Raw genomic sequence first — 22,064 nt, forward strand, 5'->3', positions numbered from 1 at the left:
AGAGAATGATGTCTTCCGTTTCTACATCGGGTTCTGGCGCAGCAAAATCGGCGCTAAATCTTGGTCGCATTTGGGATCAGTACGGGATGCTGGTGGTGTTCGCCGTGCTGTTCCTGGTTTGTTCCCTCTTTGTGCCAAACTTTGCCACTTTCATCAATATGAAAGGGCTGGGGCTGGCGGTATCGATGTCGGGTATGGTCGCGTGTGGGATGCTGTTTTGCCTGGCATCCGGTGACTTCGACCTGTCCGTCGCGTCCGTGATTGCCTGCGCCGGGGTCACGACTGCCGTGGTCATTAACATGACTGAAAGCCTGTGGATTGGCGTGGCTGCCGGGCTGCTGCTCGGTATTCTCTGTGGTCTGGTTAATGGGTTTGTGATTGCGCGTTTAAAAATTAACGCCCTGATCACCACCCTTGCGACGATGCAGATTGTACGTGGTCTGGCCTATATTATTTCCGACGGTAAGGCGGTGGGGATTGAAGATGAGCGCTTCTTTACCCTCGGCTACGCGAACTGGTTTGGTCTGCCGGCACCTATCTGGATCACGGTTGTCTGTTTTATCGTCTTCGGTTTACTGCTGAATAAAACTACGTTTGGTCGCAACACGCTGGCTATTGGGGGCAATGAAGAGGCGGCACGTCTGGCTGGGGTTCCGGTCGTTCGTACCAAGATTATTATCTTTATTTTGTCTGGGCTGGTATCCGCCATTGCCGGGATCATCCTCGCATCACGTATGACCAGCGGCCAACCAATGACCTCAATCGGCTATGAGCTGATCGTGATTTCCGCCTGCGTGTTAGGGGGCGTTTCGCTCAAAGGCGGCATCGGAAAAATCTCATATGTAGTGGCCGGGGTGTTAATTCTGGGAACGGTTGAGAATGCGATGAACCTGCTGAACATCTCTCCGTTCGCCCAGTATGTCGTACGTGGTCTAATCCTGCTGGCGGCGGTGATCTTCGACCGTTACAAGCAAAAAGCGAAGCGTACCGTTTGATGATTTAAACCCCAACTTTTTAGTCTAGCTTTAGCTCATCGCCAGCCGCTACCCGGCTGGCGATTGTTTTTGCAAATGGCGAGCATGGTCACACTGTCTATACTTATATCCGTCGTACATCATATATACGGCGCGATCCGCGCGGCGTACAGACCATGATGAGGAGGATAACCGGGTGACAGCATCACTGATCATACCCCCTGAACAATCTGCAAACTGTGCTTATTTTTTTGATCTCGATGGGACATTGGCTGAGATCAAACCTTTTCCAGACCAGGTCGTCGTCCCTAAGACAATCCTGCAGTTATTACATCAGCTGGCTACACGTAATGCGGGGGCGCTGGCATTGATTTCAGGGCGCTCGATGGCTGAGCTTGATGCGCTTACCACTCCCTTACGTTTTCCGCTCGCCGGAGTGCATGGGGCAGAGCGCCGTGATATCAATGGCCAAACTCATATAGTGCGCCTGGCTGAGGCAATAGAGCGCGAAGCAGGAGAGTTATTACAAACAGCGCTGGCGACGATGCCGGGTACAACGCTTGAAGCAAAAGGAATGGCTTTCGCGCTGCATTACCGCCAGGCCCCGGAACATGAAGCGGCGCTAATTAATCTGGCTGAGCGTATCACGCACAGATGGCCGCAACTGGCTTTACAGCATGGAAAATGCGTTGTGGAGATAAAACCAAAGGGGACCAATAAAGGCGATGCAATTGCCGCATTTATGCAGGAAGCCCCTTTTGCCGGTCGGATCCCCGTTTTTTTCGGAGACGATCTGACGGACGAAACCGGGTTTGGCGTGGTTAATCGCGCTGGCGGGATTTCCGTGAAGGTGGGCAACGGAGCGACGCAGGCGACATGGCGTCTGGATGGCGTGAGTGATGTCTGGCACTGGCTGGAACAAAATAACTCTTCGCAGCAAGAATCGAAAGCAACGAATAACAGAAGAGGTGGCTATGAGTCGTTTAGTCGTAGTATCTAATCGTATCGCCTCACCAGATGACAAAGGGAGCGCAGGTGGGCTTGCTGTCGGCGTGCTGGGCGCGTTGAAGGCTGCTGGTGGCCTGTGGTTTGGCTGGAGTGGCGATACGGGTAATGAGGACAAACCATTAAAAAAAGTCACGCGTGGCAATATTACCTGGGCTTCGTTTAATTTGAGTGAGCAGGACTACGAAGAGTATTACTGCCAGTTTTCAAATGCTGTTCTATGGCCTGCGTTTCATTATCGTCTGGACCTGGTACAGTTTCAGCGTCCTGCATGGGAAGGCTATCAGCGGGTGAATGCCTTACTGGTAGATAAACTGCTGCCGCTGCTTAGCGATGACGACATCATCTGGATTCATGATTACCATCTGCTGCCGTTTGCCAGCGAACTGCGTAAACGCGGTGTGAATAACCGTATCGGCTTTTTCCTGCATATTCCATTTCCGACGCCGGAAATTTTTAATGCGCTACCTCCACATCAGGCGCTACTTGAGCAGATGTGCGATTTTGATTTGCTCGGTTTCCAGACCGAAAACGACCGTCAGGCTTTTCTGGATTGCCTGGCAGCCCAGACGCAGGTATCCACGCAGAGCGATAATCACCACCGGGCATGGGGAAAAGCGTTTTGCACCCAGGTGTATCCTATTGGTATTGAGCCAGATGAGATCGCCCGGCAGGCCTCCGGACCTTTGCCGCCGAAGCTGGCGCAACTGAAAGCGGAACTCAAAAATGTGCAGAATATATTTTCAGTTGAGCGTCTGGATTACTCTAAAGGGTTGCCAGAGCGATTTCAGGCCTATGAGGCTCTGCTGGAACACTATCCGCAGCACCACGGTAAAATTCGCTACACGCAGATAGCGCCAACGTCGCGTGAAGAGGTACAGGCCTACCAGGATATTCGTCACCAACTGGAGACTGAAGCGGGGAGGATTAACGGTAAATATGGCCAACTGGGCTGGACGCCGCTCTATTATCTGAATCAGTACTTTGATCGTAAATTGCTGATGAAGATCTTCCGCTACTCTGATGTAGGACTGGTGACCCCGCTGCGCGATGGTATGAACCTGGTGGCGAAAGAGTTCGTGGCCGCGCAGGATCCTGCCAACCCTGGCGTGCTGGTGTTATCACAATTTGCCGGGGCCGCAAACGAGCTAACTGCCGCCCTTATTGTTAATCCTTACGATCGCGATGAAGTCGCTGGCGCATTAAACCAGGCGCTGACGATGCCGCTTGCCGAGCGTATCTCTCGCCACGCTGAGATGCTCGAGACTATCATTAAAAACGATATCGACAACTGGCAGGCGATGTTCATTTGCGATCTGGAAAAAGTCATTCCGCGCCAGAGTAAACAGCCATTGCCAGACAACGTTTCATCCTGCTCTAAGCTGGCGTAACGCTCAGAAAGTGAAGATCAATCTCCAGCCAGTGGAACCAACAGAACATCCACCTGGCTGGCACCGATCACGCTTTTCGCTGAGCAGGACGCGCGTGAAAAGAAACTGTGGTTATGGTTGCCATAAATGACCAGATCGACCGCGTGCTTCCGGCATACGTCCAGAATATGTTCATTCAGGGCCCCATAGGTAATAAAGGTATGCTCAATGGGGTACTGTGCGTCTTTGCTGAGCTTGTCGATAAAATCCTGAGTCTCTTCTTGCATCACTTCTCGCAGGTCTTCAAGCATAGGCGCTGCAAACTGATTATACAGTTCTGGGTCTGAGACCAGGGTTATCAGGCTAATACGGGCATTAACAGGACGAGCGATTGATACCGCCCTGGCTAACAACTGCTGGCTTTCTGGGGTCGCGGCAACAGCCACAAGAATGTGTGTATAGCTCATAACTCGCTCCTTTTTTTCAAGAATTATGAGAGGATTTTTCAGCATTACTTAGCTTACTCCATACTGCAACGTTTCCATTCCGGATAGTGTGAATGTCATCATGGTTATTCATTAATTATTCTTATAAATAGAATAATTGCTTCATATAACTTCTAAATACGTTCAGCTTCCTTAAGTAAAACTCACTGCTAATGAAAACAATGTGTTAATAAAAAATAAACATATTTTAACATTTGAGCGGTTATCACAGCCTGGTATTAATTAATCACCCTTAATATTTAACTCTTTGTTTATAAAGCGTTTAATCAAAATGATGTTTTACATTAAATATGTGATCAAGCTCGCTATTTCACGACGTGATATTAACGTTCGTGAACAAAATACTATTCGCTTTTAATGCAAGAATATTCGTACGCCAGGAATTGAAATGGAGAATATGGGGTTAAAAAATATGCAAAGTAAAAGCTGTGCTGATGGATTTATGTTAAGTGTTTAGCTGGTTTATGTGATCTGCGTCACATATTCTTCAAATTCGCAGCATAGCTACGTTGTATGTGTAACTTGTGGCGGGTAGAGTTGCGTCGAATTAGGAAAAATCTTAGACAATTGTAAGAATTGATGTGAGCTTGTAAGGAACGCGGCCTTCTGAAAAGGGAATGTTTAGACAACGCGTAAGTGCCGTCACGCTGCTATGTATTTGACCTTTTGCTTTTTTTTTTACCGGGCCTTCCCGGCGACATCACGGGGTGCGGTTTCACCGCATGAAAACAATGTTGGTTATTATGGATGCAAATAATGCATACATCCGAGTTGCTGAAACACATTTATGACATCAATCTGTCATATTTATTGCTTGCACAACGTTTGATCGTTCAGGACAAAGCATCTGCGATGTTTCGCCTTGGTATCAGCGAAGAGATGGCGGACACGTTGGCAACATTAACACTTCCTCAAATGGTCAAACTGGCTGAAACAAACCAACTGGTATGTCATTTCCGCTTCGACGATCACCAGACGGTTACTCGCCTGACGCAAGACTCCCGCGTTGACGATCTTCAGCAAATTCATACCGGTATCATGCTTTCAACGCGGCTGTTAAGCGACATCGATGATGCAGCGCGCAAGAAAAGGGCTTGATGATGAGCGAAAAAAGCATTGTTCAGGAAGCGCGTGATATCCAGCTAGCGATGGAATTAATCACATTGGGCGCCCGTTTGCAAATGCTGGAAAGCGAAACGCAATTAAGCCGTGGCCGACTTATCAAGTTGTACAAAGAATTACGCGGTAGTCCTCCGCCAAAAGGGATGCTGCCTTTTTCCACCGACTGGTTTATGACGTGGGAACAAAACATTCATGCTTCGATGTTTTGCAACGCCTGGCAATTCCTGCTCAAAACCGGTTTGTGCAGCGGCGTGGATGCCGTAATCAAAGCGTATCGTTTATACCTTGAGCAGTGTCCGCAGCCGGAAGAGGGGCCGCTGCTGGCGCTAACTCGCGCATGGACGCTGGTACGTTTTGTCGACAGCGGATTGCTGGAGTTATCCCAATGCAATTGCTGCGGTGGGAATTTTATCACCCACGCACACCAACCCGCAGGTAGCTTTGCCTGCAGTTTATGCCAACCGCCATCACGGGCCGTAAAAAGACGTAAACTTTCCCAGAATGCTGCCGATATTATTCCACAACTGCTGGATGAACAGATCGAACAGGCTGTTTAACTGATACGGTGTGGACAAACACTCCAGCAGCGGTAAGCGATTACCGCTGCTTTTTTTTGTCCTGACCTTAAGTTAACTGCCCGACTGCGCATCCTGTCATAGTCAATTGCGAAAGGATGATGTCGTGCTTATCTTATTAGGTTACCTGGTTGTTATTGGTACAGTTTTCGGCGGGTATATGATGACCGGCGGACACCTTGGGGCACTCTATCAACCGGCTGAGCTGGTGATTATCGGTGGCGCGGGTATTGGGGCATTCATCGTCGGCAATAACGGAAAAGCCATTAAGGGGACGATGAAAGCGATCCCGATGCTTTTTCGTCGTTCAAAATATACCAAAGCGATGTATATGGATCTGCTGGCGCTGCTGTATCGCCTGATGGCCAAGTCACGTCAGCAGGGCATGTTCTCGCTTGAACGCGACATTGAAAACCCTAAAGAGAGTGAAATCTTCGCCAGCTATCCGCGCATTCTTGCGGATGCCGTAATGCTTGATTTCATTGTCGATTATCTGCGTTTGATCATCAGCGGCAACATGAACACGTTTGAAATTGAAGCGCTGATGGACGAAGAAATTGAGACTCACGAAAGTGAGGCCGAAGTCCCGGCTAACAGTCTGGCGATGGTGGGTGATTCATTACCGGCGTTCGGGATCGTGGCGGCGGTCATGGGGGTTGTTCATGCGCTGGCTTCTGCCGATCGTCCGGCGGCTGAACTGGGTTCGCTGATTGCTCATGCGATGGTAGGGACATTCCTCGGTATTTTACTGGCCTATGGATTTATTTCTCCGCTTGCCAGCGTTCTGCGGCAGAAAAGCGCTGAAACCACCAAAATGATGCAGTGTGTGAAGATAACACTGCTCTCCAATCTGAATGGTTACGCGCCGCCAATTGCCGTCGAATTTGGTCGTAAGACTCTGTATTCCAGCGAACGTCCATCGTTTATCGAGCTGGAAGAGCATGTGCGTGCGGTAAGAAATCCAACTGCGCAGCAGACGACCGAGGACGCATGAAAAATCAGGCCCATCCCATTATCGTTGTAAAGCGACGCAAACATAAAGGTCACGGTGGTGGGGCGCATGGTTCGTGGAAAATCGCCTACGCCGATTTTATGACCGCGATGATGGCCTTCTTTCTGGTGATGTGGCTCATTTCCATCTCCAGCCCTAAAGAATTGATCCAGATTGCCGAATATTTCCGTACGCCGCTGGCTACCGCGGTGACTGGGGGAAATCGAATTTCGAATAGCCAAAGTCCAATTCCAGGCGGTGGGGACGACTACACCCAGCAGCAGGGAGAAGTGAACAAGCAGCCGAATATCGACGATCTGAGAAAACGCATGGAACAAAGCCGGTTGAGCAAACTTCGCGGCGATCTCGATCAGTTGATTGAATCTGACCCTAAACTGCGTGCGCTGCGCCCGCACTTGAAAATTGATTTAGTGCAGGAAGGACTACGGATACAGATTATCGACAGTCAGAACCGCCCGATGTTTAAAACCGGTAGCGCTGAGGTTGAGCCGTATATGCGCGACATCCTGCGAGCCATCGCGCCAGTGCTTAACGGCATTCCTAACCGAATCAGCCTTTCCGGCCATACGGATGATTACCCTTACGCCAATGGTGAAAAAGGGTATAGCAACTGGGAGTTGTCCGCCGATCGCGCTAACGCGTCGCGTCGCGAACTGGTTAGCGGCGGTCTGGATGATGGAAAAGTATTACGAGTGGTCGGTATGGCCGCCACGATGCGTCTGAGCGATCGCGGTCCCGAAGACGCAATCAACCGCCGTATTAGCCTGCTGGTTCTTAATAAGCAGGCGGAAGAGGCCATTTTGCATGAAAACGCTGAAAGCCAGAATGAGCCGGTAAGTGTCTTACAACAGCCAGCGGAACTTCCGCCGGCAAGCGTTCCCACATCGCCACCAGCCAATCCGAGGTGATAGCGTGAGCATGGATATAAGCGATTTTTATCAAACATTTTTTGATGAAGCTGACGAACTGTTGGCTGATATGGAGCAACACCTGCTTGATTTGGTTCCTGAAGCCCCGGATTCCGAACAGCTGAATGCGATTTTTCGTGCCGCGCACTCGATAAAAGGCGGGGCGGGCACCTTCGGCTTTACCATTTTGCAGGAAACGACCCATCTGATGGAAAACCTGTTGGATGAAGCGCGGCGTGGCGAAATGCAGCTTAATGCCGACATTATCAACCTGTTTTTGGAAACGAAAGATATTATGCAGGAACAGCTCGACGCCTATAAAAACTCAGAGGAGCCGGATGCCGCTAGCTTTGAGTACATTTGTAATGCGTTACGACAGTTAGCGCTCGAAGCGAAAGGTGAAACCGCACCGGCAGTCGTCAACACCGCAAAATTGAGCGTTGTTGACAGCGCTGCAATGCAGGAAGAGGCGGTTGCCATTTCTGAATCCGCCAGTGAGGGGAGCAAGAAACGCATTATTCTCTCGCGCCTGAAAGCCAGTGAAGTCGATTTACTGGAAGAGGAACTGGGGAATCTGGCGACCTTAACCGATGTGGTGAAAGGAAGCGACACGCTGTCGGCAACGCTTGATGGCAATCTCGCAGAAGATGACATCATTGCAGTGCTTTGTTTTGTGATTGAAGCTGACCAGATTGAATTTGAAACCGTCAGCGCAGCGCCCGTAACCGTTGAAACTGAAGCCGAGGCCGAAGCCGAAGCGGTAGCCGTTGTCGCGAAGCCGCAGCCGGCCGCCGTTGCGCCAGTGGTGAAAGCCGCCGCCAGTGAAGCGCCACACGGACGCGCGGAACGTGACAAACCCGCCCGCGCCAGCGAGTCGACCAGCATCCGCGTAGCGGTTGAGAAGGTCGATCAGCTCATTAACCTGGTTGGTGAGTTGGTGATCACCCAGTCAATGTTGGCACAACGCTCAAACGAACTGGATCCCGTTAATCACGGCGATCTGATCACCAGTATGGGTCAGTTACAACGTAACGCCCGCGATTTGCAAGAGTCGGTGATGTCGATTCGTATGATGCCGATGGAGTACGTGTTCAGCCGTTTCCCACGCCTGGTCCGCGACCTGGCCGGTAAATTGGGTAAACAGGTTGAGCTGACGCAGGTGGGGAGTTCAACAGAACTCGATAAAAGCCTGATTGAACGCATCATCGATCCGTTGACGCATCTGGTGCGTAACAGCCTGGACCACGGCATTGAACTGCCGGAAAAACGCATGGAAGCGGGGAAAAGCCCGGTCGGTAACCTGACGCTTTCCGCAGAGCACCAGGGCGGGAATATCTGTATTGAAGTGACCGATGATGGCGCTGGTCTGAACCGCGAACGCATCCTCGCCAAAGCGATCTCTCAGGGGATGCCGATCCACGAAAACATGAGCGATGACGAAGTGGGTATGCTGATCTTCGCGCCAGGCTTTTCGACCGCCGAACAGGTGACGGATGTCTCCGGACGCGGCGTGGGTATGGATGTAGTGAAGCGAAATATCCAGGAGATGGGCGGCCATGTTGAGATCCAGTCCAGACAGGGACAAGGGACAACGATTCGAATTCTGCTGCCGCTGACGCTGGCGATCCTCGACGGGATGTCGGTGCGCGTAGCGGATGAAGTCTTTATTCTGCCGCTGAATGCCGTTATGGAATCACTGCAACCGCGTGAAGAAGATTTGCATCCGCTGGCCGGAGGAGAGCGCGTTCTGGAAGTGCGCGGCGAGTATTTACCGCTGGTTGAGTTGTGGAAAGTCTTCGAAGTTGAAGGCGCAAAAACTGAAGCGACTCAAGGGATTGTGGTGATTTTACAGAGTGCAGGGCGTCGCTACGCGCTGCTGGTCGATCAGTTAATTGGCCAACACCAGGTGGTGGTCAAAAACCTGGAAAGTAACTACCGCAAAGTGCCAGGCATTTCTGCAGCAACGATCCTCGGCGACGGCAGCGTCGCGCTGATTGTCGATGTCTCTGCATTGCAGGGATTGAACCGCGAACAACGTGTGGCGATCACAGCCGCCTGATTGAGTGAGAAGGGAATAATATGACCGGTATGAGTAATGTAACTAAACTGGCCGGCGAACCGTCAGGTCAGGAATTCCTCGTGTTTACGCTGGGGGATGAAGAGTACGGTATCGATATCCTGAAAGTGCAGGAAATCCGCGGCTATGATCAGGTGACGCGCATTGCTAACACGCCTGCGTTTATCAAAGGCGTTACGAACCTGCGCGGTGTGATTGTGCCGATTGTTGACCTGCGCGTGAAGTTTAGCCAGAGCGATGTGGATTACAACGAAAACACCGTGGTGATTGTGCTGAACCTGGGTCAGCGCGTAGTCGGGATTGTAGTAGATGGCGTCTCGGATGTGCTGTCGCTGACGACGGATCAAATCCGTCCGGCGCCGGAGTTTGCGGTAACGCTGTCGACGGAATACCTGACGGGACTGGGGGCGCTGGGTGACCGGATGCTGATTCTGGTCAACATTGAGAAGCTGCTAAACAGCGAAGAAATGGCGCTGCTGGATATTGCCGCTTCCCACGTCGCATAATCTTTAAACATGTTATCCGGCCTACAATGCTTGCTGTTGTAGGCCGGATAAGCGTAACGCATCCGGCAGATTTCCCTCTTATGCTTCCCGCTCAACCAGGTCCGGCTCTTCTTCCAGTAAACCTTCATCCTGTGCCAGCATCGCCGTTGCAATCCCGTTTCCTAATACGTTGATCGCAGAACGTCCCATATCCAGGAAGTGGTCAATCCCCATTAGTAACAGGATCCCGGCGACCGGAATATTAAAACTCGGAATGGTTGCCGCCAGCACCACCAGCGCTGAACGCGGCACGCCGGCAATCCCTTTGGACGCCAGCATCAGCGTCAGCATCAGGACGGTGATTTGGGCAAAGGAGAGGTGAATATTATAGGCCTGCGCGATAAACATAGAGGCAAATGAACAGTAGACCATCGAGCCGACCAGGTTAAACGAATAACCGATAGGCAGCACGAAAGACACGATGTTGGGTGAGCAACCAAATTTGGTTAATTGCTCCAGCGTTTTCGGATAAGCGGCTTCAGAGCTGCTGGTGGTGAATGCGACCAGGACCGGATCCTTCAGCATGCTCAACAGGCGAAATACCTCTTTTTTCAGCATCACATAACCCACCGCCAGCAACGCCATGCAGGTCAGCAAAATAGCCACATAGTAGCCGCCGATGAACGATGCATAGTTGAGCAGGATCCCCAGACCCTGGGTAGAGATAACGGAGGAAATGGCGGCAAAAATAGCCAGCGGTGCGACGTACATCACATAGCCAGTCACCTTCAGCATAATGTGGGAGACCACATCCAGCGCGGCAACCAGCGGGGCGTTGAATTTTTCACCAAGCGATGCTCCGCCAATACCGAAGAACATCGAGAACACCACAATTTGCAGGATCTCATTATTGGCCATCGCCTCGGCGATGCTGGTTGGAATGGTATGCGTCAGAAAACCTTTCAGGCTCATGCCGCCCACGGCCAGGCCGGTATCTGCGGCCTCCAGCGGGATCGCCAGGTTCAGTCCGCTGCCGGGTTGCTCAAGAGAAACCACAAACAGACCGACCAGGATAGACAGTATGGAAGAGCTGATAAACCAAATCATTGCTTTCCCGCCTACGCGCCCGATGGTGGATGTTTCTCCCAGGCGCATAATTCCGACGGTCAGGGTACTGAATACTAAAGGCGCGATGACCATTTTAATCAGGCGCAAAAAGATGTCGGTGAGAAGCGTAATATTATCGGCCCAGGCGGTCACAACGCCGGGGGAGGCATAAGAGTGGATCACCGCACCCGACAGGATCCCCGCCAGCATGAAGATCACGATAAACAACGTGAGTTTGTTTGCATTTGCCACTAAAAAGCCCTCAGTAAAGATTTAACATTTATTGATCGGTTACTCATTTTTTATACTTATTAAGTGGTAACGAAATATTCATCATATAAATTGAATTAAAGCGCCAGCTGATACAACTTTTTTTAATTTTTTATCCATTTTGTTGTGGTATTTACGATGAGTATGTGTGATCTCAATCACACATAATTAAGTGTTTCGGCCATTCTGAGCATGCTGACCGATGAAAATAAATGTTATTCACATGATAATTATGGTGTTTTTATGTGAATGACTTGTGGTTGCCGTACACCCGTTTTGCCGCCCTCCCGCCAGGCTGCACGCCCCTTGAGGATTTCCTTTTCGCAAACGTAAAGTTATCTCAGCGACTGCCGATAACGTTGATAACTCGTTTTCAGGAAGGTGCCTTATGTTTAACCGTATCCGCGTTGTCACAATGCTGATGATGGTGCTGGGGGTTTTCGCACTGCTACAGCTTGTTTCCGGTGGTCTGTTGTTTTCCTCATTGCAGCAGAATCAGCAAAGTTTTGTTATCTCTAACGATCTACGACAGCAGCAAAGTGAACTCACCTCAACATGGGATCTGATGCTGCAAACACGAATCAATTTAAGCCGTTCTTCTGCACGCATGATGATGGATGCGTCAAACCAGCAAAGCAGCGCGAAAAACGATCTGCTGAAGAATGCCAAAGCATCGCTGGCGCAGGCTGAAACGCATTACGCAAAATTTAAAAACATGACACCGTTGCCGGAGATGGTAGAGGCCAGCGGCAACGTTGAGGAGAAATATCAGCAATACCATGCGGCCTTAGCAGAGCTGGTTCAGTTTCTGGAAAATGGCAATATGGACGCCTATTTTGCGCAACCTACCCAGGGAATGCAAAACGCGCTCGGCGAGGCGTTGGGCAAATACGCCAGCGTTAGCGAAAAGCTTTACGTTCAGGCATTTGATCAAAGCGCGCGGGATTACCATTTCGCCCAATGGCAGCTTGGCGTGCTGGCTGTCGTGCTGGTGCTGATTCTGGTAGTGGTGTGGTACGGCATCCGCCATACCCTGCTTAATCCTCTGTCTCGGGTCATTGCCCATATTCGCGAAATCGCCAGCGGTAACCTGACCGCCACCCTGGCCGTTAGTGGCCGTAACGAAATCGGCGAGTTGGCCAGTACCGTTGATCATATGCAGCGTTCGCTGACAGAAACCGTCACCCTGGTGCGTGAAGGCTCTGATGCGATTTATTCCGGTACCAGTGAAATTGCCAGCGGGAACACTGACCTTTCATCTCGCACGGAACAGCAGGCGTCTGCGCTGGAAGAAACCGCAGCCAGCATGGAACAGTTGACCGCAACCGTTAAGCAAAATGCGGACAACGCGCGTCAGGCCTCGCAACTGGCAAAAAGCGCCTCCGACACTGCACAACATGGCGGCAAAGTGGTTGATAGCGTGGTGAATACCATGCACGAAATCGCCGATAGCTCGAAGAAAATCGCCGATATCATCAGCGTCATCGATGGCATTGCCTTTCAGACCAATATTCTCGCACTGAACGCAGCGGTTGAAGCCGCACGCGCCGGTGAGCAAGGCCGCGGCTTTGCTGTGGTTGCGGGCGAAGTGCGTAATCTGGCAAGCCGCAGTGCGCAGGCGGCGAAAGAGATTAAAGCGTTGATTGAAGATTCTGTTTCCCGAGTGGATACCGGTTCAGTTCTGGTAGAAAGCGCAGGCGAAACAATGAACGACATCGTCAATGCCGTGACGCGGGTGACCGACATTATGGGCGAGATTGCCTCGGCCTCCGATGAGCAAAGTCGGGGGATTGATCAGGTTGCGCTCGCGGTCTCCGAAATGGATCGCGTTACGCAGCAGAACGCCTCGTTGGTCCAGGAATCGGCTGCCGCTGCCGCTGCACTGGAAGAACAGGCCAGCCGTCTGACGCAGTCGGTGTCGACCTTCCGTCTGGCGTCACGTCCGGCGTCGACAAAACCACGCGATACTCGATTACCTGCAGCGTCGAGCGCGTCCTATCCGCGCCAGAGCATTGAACAAGATACGAATTGGGAAACATTTTGACTGGTAGTTAAACCGCGGCCAGTGCCGCCCGATGGGAGCGTTGATGTTTAATCGTATTCGAATTTCGACCACGCTGTTTTTGATTTTAATCCTCTGCGGTGTTTTGCAGATTGGCAGTAATGGCTTGTCCTTCTGGGCATTTCGGGACGGTTTTCAGAACCTGAATCAGGTCGAACGGAGTAATCAGCAACGCGCTGCGCTGGCCCAAACCCGCGCTGTGTTATTACAGGCCAGTACGGCCCTTAATAAGGCAGGGACGCTGACCGCCCTGAGCTATCCGCCAGAGGACATCAAAACGCTGATGACCCTCGCGCGCGATAGCCTGGCGCAGTCTGAATTGATGTTTAAACGCTTTATGGCGACGTCGGATCCGTCGAAACAAGGCAAGGCGCTGTTTGGCGCAACGGAGAATAGTTTCAGTCAGTGGCACAGCGCGCTCGCGCATCAGGCCACCTGGCTTGAAAACAATCAGTTGTCAGATTTTCTGACCGCGCCGGTGCAGGCGGCTCAAGATGCTTTTGATGCGAATGTGAATGCCTGGCAGAGCAACATCGACAGCGTGTTGCAAACGGCAGGCGAACAGAGCCAGCGAAATTACCATATGTCGGGGGTGATTTTTGCCACCATGGTGGTACTGGCGGCACTGCTCACCAGCGGTGCGTTGTACTGGTCGCGCAAGATGATTGTTCAGCCGCTGGCGATTGTTGGCAGTCATTTCGACAGCATTGCTGCAGGTAATCTGGCCAGGCCAGTAGCGGTTTATGGGCGCAATGAGATCTCGGCTATTTTTGCCAGCCTGAAGAAGATGCAGCAGGCGTTACGTGAAACGGTCAGTGAGGTACGCCAGGGCAGCTCAGCCATGCATAGTGGCATTTCAGAAATCGCGATGGGCAATAACGATTTATCTTCGCGAACTGAACAGCAGGCGGCCGCGTTGGCGCAAACGGCAGCCAGCATGGAACAACTGACCGCCACCGTCGGGCAGAATGCGGATAACGCGCGCCAGGCGTCAGGAATTGCCAAAAGTGCGGCCGACACCGCGCATAAAGGCGGTGAACAGACGACCCGGGTGGCCAGCACCATGCATGAGATTTCCGCCAGCTCGCAGAAAATTGGCGACATCATCGGCGTGATTGACAGCATTGCCTTCCAGACCAATATCCTGGCGCTGAATGCCGCGGTAGAGGCTGCCCGCGCAGGTGAACAGGGGCGCGGTTTTGCCGTTGTCGCGGGTGAAGTGCGCAATCTGGCAAGTCGTAGCGCGCAGGCGGCGAAAGAAATTAAAGGACTCATTGAAGAGTCTGTCACCCGAGTGCATCAGGGTTCGCAACTGGTTGATATGGCTGCACGCACCATGACGGAAATTGTCAGCTCGGTTACCCGGGTTAACGACATCATGGGCGAGATCGCCTCTGCTTCTGATGAACAGCGCAGAGGCATTGAGCAGGTGGCGCAGGCCGTCAGCCAGATGGATTCAGTGACGCAGCAAAACGCCGGGCTGGTGGAAGAAGCCGCATCCGCCACCGGACAACTCGCCACACAGGCCGATAATCTTTCCGCCTGCGTCGCATTTTTCAAGCTTGAAGAGCAAACCGTAACAAAACAAGAGTTGGCGCAGCCGCAGGTTGTGCCCGTTGTATCCTGAATGTGATTGAGAAGGCGCTATGACATCATCTCTGCCCACCGGGCAAACGTCATTATTGTTACAGATGACACAGCGCCTCGCGCTGTCTGACGCGCATTTTCGTCGGATATGTCAATTAATCTACCAGCGTGCGGGGATCGTACTGGCCGACCATAAGCGGGACATGGTTTATAACCGCCTGGTCCGTCGTTTACGTACCCTGGGACTGGATGACTTTGGTCGCTATCTCAGCATGCTGGAAGCTAACCAGAACAGTGCTGAGTGGCAGGCTTTTATTAACTCCCTGACCACCAACCTGACCGCGTTTTTTCGCGAAGGGCATCATTTTCCGGTGCTGTCAGATCATGCTCGTCGGCGCAACGGTGAATACCGGGTCTGGAGCGCAGCGGCGTCAACCGGTGAAGAGCCGTATAGCATTGCGATTACGCTCGCCGATACCCTGGGTATGGCACCGGGCCGCTGGCGTGTTTTTGCCAGCGACATTGATACCGAAGTGCTGGAAAAGGCCAGAAGCGGCATTTACCGTCTTGATGAGCTGAAGACGCTGTCACCCCAGCAGTTGCAGCGTTATTTCATGCGTGGCACCGGGCCGCATGAAGGTCTGGTCCGCGTTCGTCAGGAACTGGCGGGGCATGTTGAATTTTCCAGTGTGAATTTACTGGATAAGCAGTACAACGTGCCAGGACCCTTCGATGCCATATTTTGTCGTAACGTGATGATCTATTTCGATAAAACGACGCAGCAGGATATTTTGCACCGTTTTGTTCCACTTCTAAAACCAGATGGGCTGCTGTTTGCAGGTCATTCAGAAAACTTTAGCAACCTCGTGCGCGAGTTTAGCCTGCGTGGACAGACCGTGTATGCGCATGCGCCAGGTAAGGATAAAGCATGAGTAAAATCAGGGTGTTGTCGGTTGATGATTCTGCATTGATGCGTCAAATCATGACCGAAATTATTAACAGCCACAGTGATATGGAAATGGTAGCAACGGCGCCTGATCCGTTGGTCGCGCGGGATTTAATCAAAAAATACAATCCCGACGTCCTGACGCTGGATGTGGAAATGCCGCGCATGGATGGCCTCGACTTTCTTGAAAAGTTGATGCGTCTGCGTCCGATGCCGGTGGTTATGGTCTCTTCACTCACTGGTAAAGGTTCAGAGGTCACGCTGCGGGCGCTGGAGCTGGGGGCGATTGATTTTGTCACCAAACCACAGTTGGGGATCCGTGAAGGGATGTTGGCCTACAGCGAAATGATCGCTGAGAAGATCCGCACCGCGTCGCGGGCAAAACTGGCGGCCCATAAGCCCATGGCGGCACCGGCGACCTTGAAAGCGGGGCCGTTACTCAGTTCGGAAAAACTGCTGGTGATTGGCGCGTCAACCGGAGGAACAGAGGCAATTCGCCATGTACTCCAGCCATTGCCGCTTTCAAGTCCCGGTATTCTTATTACCCAGCATATGCCGCCAGGGTTTACCCGTTCATTCGCTGAACGTCTGAACAAACTGTGTCAGATAACCGTGAAAGAGGCAGAAGACGGGGAGCGTGTGCTTCCGGGGCATGCGTATATCGCCCCAGGTGACAAGCATATGGAACTGGCGCGCAGCGGGGCGAACTACCAGATCAAAATTCATGATGGTCCGCCGGTTAACCGGCATCGGCCATCAGTGGATGTGCTGTTCCATTCGGTGGCAAAACACGCGGGGCGTAATGCCGTGGGAGTGATCCTGACAGGTATGGGCAACGATGGTGCCGCCGGAATGTTAGCGATGAACCAGGCGGGTGCCTGGACCATTGCGCAAAACGAAGCAAGTTGTGTGGTGTTCGGCATGCCGCGCGAGGCCATCAATATGGGTGGCGTAAGCGAAGTGGTCGATCTTAGCCAGGTAAGCCAGCAAATGCTGGCGAAAATCAGTGCCGGACAGGCAATACGTATTTGAATCAGGAGTTTATTTTTTATGGCGGATAAAGAGCTTAAGTTTTTGGTTGTGGATGACTTTTCCACCATGCGTCGCATTGTACGTAACCTGCTCAAAGAGCTGGGTTTCAACAATGTTGAAGAAGCTGAAGACGGTGTGGACGCGCTGAATAAGCTGCAGGCTGGGGGATTTGGTTTTGTCATTTCCGACTGGAACATGCCGAACATGGATGGCCTCGAGCTGCTGAAAACCATTCGTGCAGATGGCGCAATGTCCGCCTTACCGGTGCTGATGGTGACGGCGGAAGCGAAGAAAGAGAACATCATTGCGGCAGCACAGGCAGGCGCCAGTGGCTATGTCGTGAAACCGTTCACGGCGGCAACGCTGGAAGAGAAACTCAATAAGATCTTTGAGAAACTGGGCATGTGAGGGTGTGACAATGATGATGCAACCACAAATTAAACCTGCTGACGAACACTCTGCAGGGGACATCATCGCGCGCATCGGCAGTTTGACCCGAATGCTGCGCGACAGCCTGCGTGAACTGGGGCTGGATCAGGCTATTGCCGAAGCGGCGGAAGCGATTCCCGATGCCCGCGATCGTCTCGATTACGTTGTGCAGATGACCGCACAGGCGGCAGAGCGCGCGCTGAACAGCGTGGAGGCTTCGCAGCCGCATCAGGACGCGATGGAAAAAGGGGCCAAAGACCTGACCAAACGCTGGGATGAATGGTTCGAAAATCCGATCGAGCTGTCCGACGCCCGTGAACTGGTCACCGATACCCGACAGTTCCTTGGTGATGTGCCAGGACATACCAGTTTTACTAACGCTCAACTGCTGGACATCATGATGGCGCAGGATTTCCAGGACCTCACCGGTCAGGTCATCAAACGCATGATGGATGTTATCCAGGAGATTGAACGTCAGTTGCTGATGGTTCTGTTGGAAAACATCCCGGAGCAGGGTGCTCGTCCAAAACGTGAAAACGAAAGCTTGCTTAACGGCCCGCAGGTTGATACCTCAAAAGCCGGCGTGGTGGCAAGTCAGGATCAGGTTGACGACCTGCTGGACAGCCTCGGTTTCTGATGAGTATTTGCCGGATGTGGGGCGTGACCTCTCATCCGGCTTACGCGCAATTCTGCTTAAAGCCATAAATCCCGTCTTTTTTACCGCTTACTCTTCCCATTGCTGGATGGACGTTCTGGCATCATTCTCGCCTATATCTCTATCCAGGGTCTGATGCGTGGCAGAAGAAAGCGACGACGACAAAACAGAAGCCCCCACACCCCACCGACTTGAAAAAGCACGGGAAGAAGGGCAGATCCCCCGATCCAAAGAGCTGACCTCGCTGCTTATTTTGCTGGTGGGTGTGTGCATTATCTGGATTGGCGGGGAGTCGCTCGCCCGCAGGCTGGCCGGCATGCTGTCTGCCGGATTACGTTTTGACCACAGTATGGTCAACGACCCTAATCTGATCCTCAGCCAAATCATCCTGCTGATTAAAGACGCGATGATTGCGCTGTTACCGTTGATTACCGGCGTTGTTCTGGTGGCATTAATCTCCCCGGTGATGCTCGGCGGCTTGATCTTCAGCGGTAAATCTCTGCAGCCCAAGTTCTCTAAGCTGAATCCGCTGCCGGGCATTAAACGCATGTTCTCCGCGCAAACCGGGGCAGAACTGCTTAAAGCGATACTGAAGTCCACGCTGGTAGGCAGCGTGGCTGGGTTTTATCTCTGGCATAACTGGCCAGCGATGATGCGACTGATGGCGGAATCTCCGATTACGGCGATGGGCAACGCCCTGGATTTAGTGGGTATGTGCGCGCTGTTGGTGGTGCTGGGCGTCATTCCGATGGTGGGGTTCGACGTCTTTTTCCAGATTTACAGCCACCTGAAAAAACTGCGTATGTCGCGTCAGGATATCCGGGACGAATTTAAGCAAAGCGAAGGTGACCCGCACGTTAAGGGAAAAATACGTCAAATGCAGCGTGCGGCCGCACAGCGTCGCATGATGGCGGATGTGCCGAAAGCGGACGTTATTGTTACTAACCCCACGCACTATTCGGTGGCGTTGAAGTATGACGAGAACAAAATGAGCGCGCCGAAAGTTGTCGCCAAAGGCGCGGGGCTGGTGGCGCTGCGCATTCGTGAGATTGGTGCCGAGCATCGTGTCCCTACGTTAGAAGCGCCGCCGTTGGCGCGTGCGTTATATCGCCATGCTGAGATTGGTCAGCAAATACCGGGTCAATTATATGCCGCCGTTGCCGAAGTACTGGCATGGGTATGGCAGCTAAAACGCTGGCGTCTCGCCGGCGGCAAGCGTCCACCACAACCTGAAAACCTTCCGGTGCCTGAAGCACTGGATTTTTTGAACGAGAAGACTACTGATGGCTAATCTGGTCGCGATGCTGCGTCTGCCCAGCAACCTGAAATCCACGCAATGGCAAATCCTTGCCGGACCGATCCTCATCCTGCTGATCTTGTCGATGATGGTGCTGCCGCTGCCGGCTTTCGTCCTCGATTTGCTGTTCACATTTAACATCGCGCTGTCGATCATGGTGCTGCTGGTGGCGATGTTCACCCAGCGTACGCTGGAGTTTGCCGCATTCCCTACGATTTTGCTGTTTACCACATTATTACGCCTCGCCCTGAACGTCGCGTCGACGCGTATCATTTTAATGGAAGGTCATACCGGCGCGGCGGCGGCGGGGAAGGTGGTTGAAGCCTTTGGTCACTTCCTGGTGGGGGGTAACTTTGCGATCGGCATCGTGGTCTTCGTTATTCTCGTCATCATTAACTTTATGGTAATCACCAAAGGTGCAGGGCGAATCGCTGAGGTTGGCGCGCGTTTTGTGCTGGATGGTATGCCCGGCAAGCAGATGGCGATTGATGCGGATTTGAATGCCGGTCTGATTGGCGAGGATGAAGCCAAAAAACGGCGCTCGGAAGTGACCCAGGAAGCGGATTTCTACGGCTCTATGGACGGTGCGAGTAAATTCGTACGTGGAGATGCCATCGCCGGTATTCTGATCATGGTTATCAACGTGGTCGGCGGCCTGTTAGTTGGGGTGTTGCAGCATGGTATGAGCATGGGCAGCGCTGCGGAAAGTTATACCCTGCTGACCATCGGTGACGGGCTGGTGGCACAAATTCCTGCTCTGGTTATCTCCACCGCGGCGGGGGTTATCGTGACCCGCGTGAGTACCGACCAGGACGTAGGCGAACAGATGGTGACCCAACTGTTCAGTAATCCCAGCGTTATGCTGCTCAGCGCGGCGGTGCTTGGGCTTTTGGGTCTGGTTCCGGGCATGCCGAACCTGGTGTTTCTGATGTTTACCGCTGCGTTACTGGGTCTGGCCTGGTGGATGCGCGGTCGTGAGCAAAAAGCGCCAGATGAACCGCAGCCGGTGAAAATGCCGGAAAACAACTCCGTGGTGGAAGCGACGTGGAATGACGTACAGCTGGAAGACTCCCTGGGAATGGAGGTCGGTTATCGCCTGATCCCGATGGTGGACTTTCAGCAGGATGGCGAGTTGCTGGGGCGAATTCGCAGTATTCGTAAGAAATTTGCCCAGGATATGGGCTTCCTGCCGCCGGTGGTGCATATCCGTGACAATATGGATCTGCAGCCGGCCCGCTATCGAATTTTGATGAAAGGGGTGGAAATTGGCAGTGGTGACGCCTATCCGGGACGCTGGCTGGCCATTAACCCGGGTACCGCCGCCGGGTCGCTGCCGGGTGAGAAAACGGTCGATCCGGCTTTCGGACTGGACGCTATCTGGATTGAAAGTGCATTGAAGGAACAGGCGCAGATTCAGGGCTTTACGGTAGTTGAAGCGAGTACCGTTGTCGCGACGCATCTTAACCACCTGATTGGGCAGTTCGCCGCTGAGCTATTTGGCCGTCAGGAGGCACAGCAGTTACTGGACCGTGTCTCGCAGGAGATGCCAAAGCTGACGGAAGATTTGGTACCGGGCGTTGTGACGCTCACCACACTGCATAAAGTGTTGCAGAACTTACTGGATGAGAAAGTACCGATTCGCGATATGCGCACCATTCTTGAAACGCTGGCAGAACATGCGCCGCTGCAAAATGATCCGCATGAGCTTACCGCGGTCGTCCGTGTTGCCTTAGGACGCGCTATCACTCAGCAGTGGTTCCCGGGTAATGAAGAGGTTCAGGTTATCGGCCTTGATACCCCGCTCGAGCGTTTGCTGCTGCAAGCGCTGCAGGGCGGCGGCGGCCTGGAGCCAGGGCTGGCAGACCGATTGCTGGCCCAGACTCAGGAAGCGCTGTCCCGGCAGGAAATGTTGGGCGCGCCGCCAGTCTTGCTGGTTAACCACGCGTTGCGTCCGTTACTGGCACGCTTTTTACGTCGCAGCATACCGCAGTTGGTGGTGTTATCGAACATGGAGCTTTCCGATAACCGCCATATCCGCATGACGGCGACTATTGGAGGTAAATAATGCGTAAGTTACTGTTGCTGTTGTTGTTTCCTCTGGCGGCACAGGCTGCCGGGGAAGGGGCGTGGCAGGCAAGCGGGATGGGGATCACCTTAAACCACCGCGGTCAGTCAGCCTCGTCCGCACCTCTGGTACCCAGCCAGCCGGTCTCGGGGTTGATGACGCTGGTGGCCTGGCGCTATGAACTTAATGGCCCAACGCCCGCGGGTTTACGGGTGCGTTTATGTTCTCAGTCTCGCTGTGTCGAGCTGGATGGGCAGAGTGGAACCACCAACGGATTCAATAATGTTCCCGCCATCGAACCGATGCATTTTGTCTGGGAAGTCCCCGGTGGTGGTCGTCTGATCCCTGCCTTACAGGTTCAGAGCAATCAGGTGATCGTGAACTATCGTTAACACCTTCCTTCAGTCATGCCAGCAGTAGAAACTGCTGGCTGCTTCGCACTTTTAGCCTGCCTCTTTGATTAAATAGAAACGCTGTTTTATAAAATAGGTGACATACGTTGCCGGACTCTTTGTGCTGTTGCCAGTTTGCGAACCCCCCTGGCAGAAATAGAAAGGTTTCACTTCCTGTTAGCTTTTAC

At 52.6% G+C, this 22,064-nt stretch carries 20 protein-coding genes; 18 read left to right on the forward strand and 2 right to left on the reverse strand.

The annotated features are described in order from the left end of the window. Positions 1-8: 8 nt before the first annotated feature. The 3 genes from araH (at position 9) to otsA (ending at position 3,370) form a co-directional block, all read left to right on the forward strand. Entirely contained in the window at positions 9-995 is a 987-nt protein-coding gene (gene araH, locus OGV80_RS23910) for an L-arabinose ABC transporter permease AraH (RefSeq protein ID WP_003034609.1), read from the forward strand. 175 nt (positions 996-1,170) lie between these two features. Beyond that, on the forward strand, positions 1,171-1,974 hold the full coding sequence (gene otsB / locus OGV80_RS23915) for a trehalose-phosphatase (protein ID WP_043016751.1): 804 nt from the start codon (positions 1,171-1,173) through the stop codon (positions 1,972-1,974). After that, on the forward strand, positions 1,949-3,370 hold the full coding sequence (otsA, locus tag OGV80_RS23920) for an alpha,alpha-trehalose-phosphate synthase (protein ID WP_043016750.1): 1,422 nt from the start codon (positions 1,949-1,951) through the stop codon (positions 3,368-3,370). Before otsB ends, otsA begins: the two co-directional genes overlap by 26 nt. A 17-nt stretch (positions 3,371-3,387) precedes the next feature. On the opposite strand, the gene uspC is transcribed toward otsA, so the two are convergent. Continuing rightward, the gene (gene uspC / locus OGV80_RS23925) at positions 3,388-3,816 is read right to left on the reverse strand and encodes a universal stress protein UspC (RefSeq protein WP_043016749.1); all 429 of its coding nucleotides are present in this window, start codon (positions 3,814-3,816) and stop codon (positions 3,388-3,390) included. A 795-nt stretch (positions 3,817-4,611) separates the two neighbouring features. Here uspC and flhD point away from each other — a divergent pair. From flhD to cheW, 6 genes are all read left to right on the forward strand, one after another. Then, the gene (gene flhD / locus OGV80_RS23930; protein WP_003034622.1) at positions 4,612-4,953 is read left to right on the forward strand and encodes a flagellar transcriptional regulator FlhD; all 342 of its coding nucleotides are present in this window, start codon (positions 4,612-4,614) and stop codon (positions 4,951-4,953) included. Next, complete coding sequence (gene flhC / locus OGV80_RS23935) at positions 4,950-5,534, forward strand: flagellar transcriptional regulator FlhC (RefSeq protein ID WP_008785071.1); 585 nt, start codon at positions 4,950-4,952, stop codon at positions 5,532-5,534. Before flhD ends, flhC begins: the two co-directional genes overlap by 4 nt. A 124-nt stretch (positions 5,535-5,658) precedes the next feature. Then, entirely contained in the window at positions 5,659-6,546 is an 888-nt protein-coding gene (gene motA / locus OGV80_RS23940; RefSeq protein ID WP_016153442.1) for a flagellar motor stator protein MotA, read from the forward strand. Next, positions 6,543-7,472: a flagellar motor protein MotB gene (gene motB / locus OGV80_RS23945; RefSeq protein ID WP_016153441.1), complete on the forward strand. Its 930-nt coding sequence runs from the start codon at positions 6,543-6,545 to the stop codon at positions 7,470-7,472. Before motA ends, motB begins: the two co-directional genes overlap by 4 nt. A 4-nt stretch (positions 7,473-7,476) precedes the next feature. Then, positions 7,477-9,531, forward strand: a complete 2,055-nt coding sequence (cheA, locus tag OGV80_RS23950) for a chemotaxis protein CheA (RefSeq protein ID WP_087052602.1) — start codon at positions 7,477-7,479, stop codon at positions 9,529-9,531. A gap of 20 nt (positions 9,532-9,551) precedes the next feature. After that, entirely contained in the window at positions 9,552-10,055 is a 504-nt protein-coding gene (gene cheW / locus OGV80_RS23955; RefSeq protein WP_003034638.1) for a chemotaxis protein CheW, read from the forward strand. Between the two features lie 78 nt (positions 10,056-10,133). On the opposite strand, the gene OGV80_RS23960 is transcribed toward cheW, so the two are convergent. Then, positions 10,134-11,393, reverse strand: a complete 1,260-nt coding sequence (locus OGV80_RS23960) for a dicarboxylate/amino acid:cation symporter (protein ID WP_043016747.1) — start codon at positions 11,391-11,393, stop codon at positions 10,134-10,136. Between the two features lie 406 nt (positions 11,394-11,799). Here OGV80_RS23960 and tar point away from each other — a divergent pair, with 406 nt between their 5' ends. The 9 genes from tar to flhE all read left to right on the forward strand — a co-directional run bounded on the left by tar (position 11,800) and on the right by flhE (position 21,876). Beyond that, positions 11,800-13,455 (forward strand): methyl-accepting chemotaxis protein II, encoded by a 1,656-nt coding sequence (gene tar, locus OGV80_RS23965; protein WP_043016746.1) that lies wholly within the window; start codon positions 11,800-11,802, stop codon positions 13,453-13,455. 43 nt (positions 13,456-13,498) lie between these two features. Beyond that, positions 13,499-15,100: a methyl-accepting chemotaxis protein IV gene (gene tap, locus OGV80_RS23970; protein WP_075146010.1), complete on the forward strand. Its 1,602-nt coding sequence runs from the start codon at positions 13,499-13,501 to the stop codon at positions 15,098-15,100. A 19-nt stretch (positions 15,101-15,119) separates the two neighbouring features. Continuing rightward, entirely contained in the window at positions 15,120-15,992 is an 873-nt protein-coding gene (cheR, locus tag OGV80_RS23975; protein ID WP_043016744.1) for a protein-glutamate O-methyltransferase CheR, read from the forward strand. Continuing rightward, positions 15,989-17,038: a protein-glutamate methylesterase/protein-glutamine glutaminase gene (locus OGV80_RS23980; RefSeq protein ID WP_043016743.1), complete on the forward strand. Its 1,050-nt coding sequence runs from the start codon at positions 15,989-15,991 to the stop codon at positions 17,036-17,038. The genes cheR and OGV80_RS23980 overlap by 4 nt, the downstream gene beginning before the upstream one ends. Positions 17,039-17,056: 18 nt before the next feature. Further along, entirely contained in the window at positions 17,057-17,446 is a 390-nt protein-coding gene (cheY, locus tag OGV80_RS23985) for a chemotaxis response regulator CheY (protein ID WP_043016742.1), read from the forward strand. A gap of 13 nt (positions 17,447-17,459) precedes the next feature. Further along, positions 17,460-18,104 (forward strand): protein phosphatase CheZ, encoded by a 645-nt coding sequence (gene cheZ, locus OGV80_RS23990; protein WP_029139578.1) that lies wholly within the window; start codon positions 17,460-17,462, stop codon positions 18,102-18,104. 157 nt (positions 18,105-18,261) lie between these two features. Continuing rightward, positions 18,262-19,413: a flagellar biosynthesis protein FlhB gene (gene flhB, locus OGV80_RS23995; protein ID WP_043016741.1), complete on the forward strand. Its 1,152-nt coding sequence runs from the start codon at positions 18,262-18,264 to the stop codon at positions 19,411-19,413. Beyond that, on the forward strand, positions 19,406-21,484 hold the full coding sequence (flhA, locus tag OGV80_RS24000) for a flagellar biosynthesis protein FlhA (RefSeq protein ID WP_003034666.1): 2,079 nt from the start codon (positions 19,406-19,408) through the stop codon (positions 21,482-21,484). The genes flhB and flhA overlap by 8 nt, the downstream gene beginning before the upstream one ends. Next, complete coding sequence (flhE, locus tag OGV80_RS24005) at positions 21,484-21,876, forward strand: flagellar protein FlhE (RefSeq protein WP_047410505.1); 393 nt, start codon at positions 21,484-21,486, stop codon at positions 21,874-21,876. Before flhA ends, flhE begins: the two co-directional genes overlap by 1 nt. Positions 21,877-22,064: the final 188 nt, after the last annotated feature.

This window comes from Citrobacter sp. Ce119 (assembly GCF_030334525.1).
Taxonomy (GTDB): domain Bacteria; phylum Pseudomonadota; class Gammaproteobacteria; order Enterobacterales; family Enterobacteriaceae; genus Citrobacter; species Citrobacter europaeus.